Below are 3020 nucleotides of genomic sequence, written 5' to 3' on the forward strand. Positions count from 1 at the left end.
CAATTATGAGTCGTAATCCACGTATTGACAATAGGAGGTCACTTCATATTATCTCATTTTGTGCCATGCCGTTAGCCATCACAATACACATGTCATTAGTAGAAGTATCTCCATACACACTGACACGGTTAAATGTTTTATTTGTGTTATCGAGTAAACAAGACTGAAGAACATTCTGTTCCACTTTACAATCCGTTGTGATAAAAGCTAACATTGTACCCATATTTGGATGGATCATTCCACTTCCTTTACAAATACCTCCCATATGACATGTGACACTTCCCATTTTAAACTCAACAGCCACTGTCTTTTCTTTCGTATCTGTTGTCATAATAGCCTTAGCTGCATTTGAATTATTCTCTGATGATAAATTAATGTCACTTACTTTGTCTTGAATCTTTTCAATAGGCAAAACCTGTCCAATCACTCCTGTTGATGCGACTAACACATTCTCTACATCCATATTTAAATAATCAGCTGCACATTGTGCTTCTAATTCAGCATTTTCAATTTCTTTTGGATTACAAGCATTCGCATTTCCAGAATTGACAATAATGGCTTGGCTCATACCATTTATTAAATGTTTTTTTGTGACAAGTATAGGAGCTGCCTTTACTTTATTCTTTGTGTATACGGCCGCCGTTTGACAAATTGTATCCGATACAATTAATGCCAAATCATCTTTTGTCTGATTCTTACGAATTCCACAATGGATAGACCCCGCCTTAAATCCGATCGCAGCACATACCCCGTTTTCTATAACTTTCATTCTATATTCAATCCTTCCACTTCTTCAAAGCCTAACATAATATTCATATTTTGAATGGCTGCACCACAAGCTCCTTTTCCCAAATTATCAAATAGGCTTGTGATCGTACACATTTTACTATTACCAGATACAATCAATTTCATACAATCCAGTCCTGCCATTGTATTGGCACTGATCATTCCTAAATCTGTTTTTTCAACTTGAATCAAAGTTGAATCTCTATACCAATCTTTCAAAACAAGATAAATCTTTTCATAATCCATTTCCACATTTAAACTAACTGCCATACCACGATAGTAATCGCAGACAATCGGATTTAAAAACACATCCTTTTCCAATCCACACACCTTTTTAATTTCTGGTAAGTGTTTATGATACTGATTTAAGCCATAAATTCTTGGCGCTTCTAAATCGATTGTTTTTTCATTTTCATACTGATAGATCATCTTTTTTCCTCCACCAGAATATCCAGTTAAAGAGAAAAAAGAAAACTGTTCTGTTTGATTCACCAAGCCTTTTTGAATCAAAGGATACAAAATAGATATGCAGCCTGATGCATGACAGCCTGGATTGGCAACATATTGACTTGATGCAATTTTATCCTTATAGCCTAATTCACTAAATCCATATGTCCACACAGTCCGATGTGCTGTTGAAGCATCAATAACTTTGACATTTGAATTTGTGATCAAGCTTACAGCTTCAACACTTGCCGCATCTGGTAAACAAAGGAAAACCAAATCGGCCGAATTTAAATATTCTTTTCTTGTTTCTACATCTTTTCTTTTATCTTCAGGTATCATCAACAATTTAATATCACTACGATCCTGCAGTCTTTTTACGATTTCTAGTCCTATTGTACCAGACTGTCCATCAATATATACCTTATTCATAACATGCCTCTTGTTTTATAAAATCTTCAATATTTTGAATTTGAATCGATACACTTTCTGGACTTGGTCCACCATATACTTTTCGATTGTTTACACAAGTTTCAATATCAATATATTGGTATACATCTTCTTCAAAAGAAGCATGAAACTTTTTATATTCTTTTAAAGATAATTCATTCAATGATTTTTTATTTTCAATACCATATCCTACGATTTGTCCCACAATATGATAAGCATCTCTAAATGGCAAACCTTTCTTCGTTAAATAATCCGCAAGATCTGTCGCATTGATAAAGCCATGTAAACAGGCATGCATCATATTATCTTTACAAATCTTCATTGTTTGAAACATCGGAATAAAAACATCTAAACATTCTTTAACTGTATCGATACAATCGAATACGGCTTCCTTATCTTCCTGCATATCTTTGTTGTAGGCCAAAGGAAGACCTTTCAACATAACCAACAATGTATTTAAATCTCCAATAGCTCTACCACTTTTTCCACGAATCAACTCACAAATATCGGGATTTTTCTTTTGTGGCATGATACTTGATCCTGTACTAAACGCATCATCGAGTTCGACAAAATGAAATTCTAATGAACATCATTGAATGATTTCTTCACTCATTCTAGATAGGTGCACCATAATGAGTGATAAATCTGAACATAGTTCTACACAATAGTCTCGATCACTGACTCCATCTAAAGAATTATCAGTTGGTTTAAGAAAGTCTAGACGACTTGCCGTATATTCTCTATCAATTGAATAGGTTGTAGTGGCTAAAGCTGCACATCCTAAGGGACATTCATTCATTAAGGAATATGTATTTTGAAGTCTTATAATATCTCTTTTAAACATATTCGCATAAGCCATACACCAATGCGCAAAAGTGATGGGTTGGGCCCTTTGAAGATGGGTATAGCCTGGCATATATGTTTTTAAATGAGATTTGGCAGCCACACATAAACTATCCAATATTTGAAACAAAAATTTTTGTATCTCAATGATTTCTTCCTTTACATATAAACGTATATCCAAGGCAACCTGATCATTTCTTGAGCGAGCCGTATGCAATCTTTTACCAGCATCGCCAATTTCATTTGTTAGCTTTTCCTCAATAAACATATGAATATCTTCCGCTTTTGTAAATTCAATTTCATGAGATTCAATCTGATCCAAGATGGAATGCAATCCTTCTTGAATCAAATCGACATCCTTTTTAGATAGAATCCCTTGTTTCTCTAACATTTTTGAATGTACTAAAGAACCCTGAATATCTTGTTTATACAAACGACAATCTGATGTTAGCATATAAATAGGACTAGTCAAAAAGAGAAAATTTACACCAGTGGTA

Annotated in this window: 3 protein-coding genes and 1 pseudogene; all 4 read right to left on the reverse strand. The window is 34.0% G+C overall.

The features are described 5' to 3' along the window. Positions 1–43: 43 nt before the first annotated feature. On the reverse strand, positions 44–769 hold the full coding sequence (locus tag KTQ83_RS11525) for a bifunctional ornithine acetyltransferase/N-acetylglutamate synthase (protein WP_217285047.1): 726 nt from the start codon (positions 767–769) through the stop codon (positions 44–46). Further along, positions 766–1662: an N-acetyl-gamma-glutamyl-phosphate reductase gene (gene argC / locus KTQ83_RS11530; protein WP_217256905.1), complete on the reverse strand. Its 897-nt coding sequence runs from the start codon at positions 1660–1662 to the stop codon at positions 766–768. The genes KTQ83_RS11525 and argC overlap by 4 nt, the downstream gene beginning before the upstream one ends. Then, entirely contained in the window at positions 1655–2209 is a 555-nt protein-coding gene (locus tag KTQ83_RS12665) for an argininosuccinate lyase (protein WP_342367261.1), read from the reverse strand. The genes argC and KTQ83_RS12665 overlap by 8 nt, the downstream gene beginning before the upstream one ends. Further along, positions 2204–2977, reverse strand: a pseudogene (argH, locus tag KTQ83_RS12400) (argininosuccinate lyase); the annotation flags it as partial. The gene KTQ83_RS12665 and the pseudogene argH, both read right to left, overlap by 6 nt. Between the last annotated feature and the right edge of the window lie 43 nt (positions 2978–3020).

Origin of the sequence: Holdemanella porci (genome assembly GCF_019052655.1) — a bacterium.
Classification (GTDB): Bacteria; Bacillota_I; Bacilli_A; order Erysipelotrichales; family Erysipelotrichaceae; genus Holdemanella; species Holdemanella hominis.

Coding starts and splice junctions, on each gene's coding strand:
- KTQ83_RS12665 (WP_342367261.1), bottom strand. CDS start 2,209: ATGCCACAAAAGAAAAATCCCGATATTTGTGAGTTGATTCGTGGAAAA.
- KTQ83_RS11525 (WP_217285047.1), bottom strand. CDS start 769: ATGAAAGTTATAGAAAACGGGGTATGTGCTGCGATCGGATTTAAGGCG.
- argC (WP_217256905.1), bottom strand. CDS start 1,662: ATGAATAAGGTATATATTGATGGACAGTCTGGTACAATAGGACTAGAA.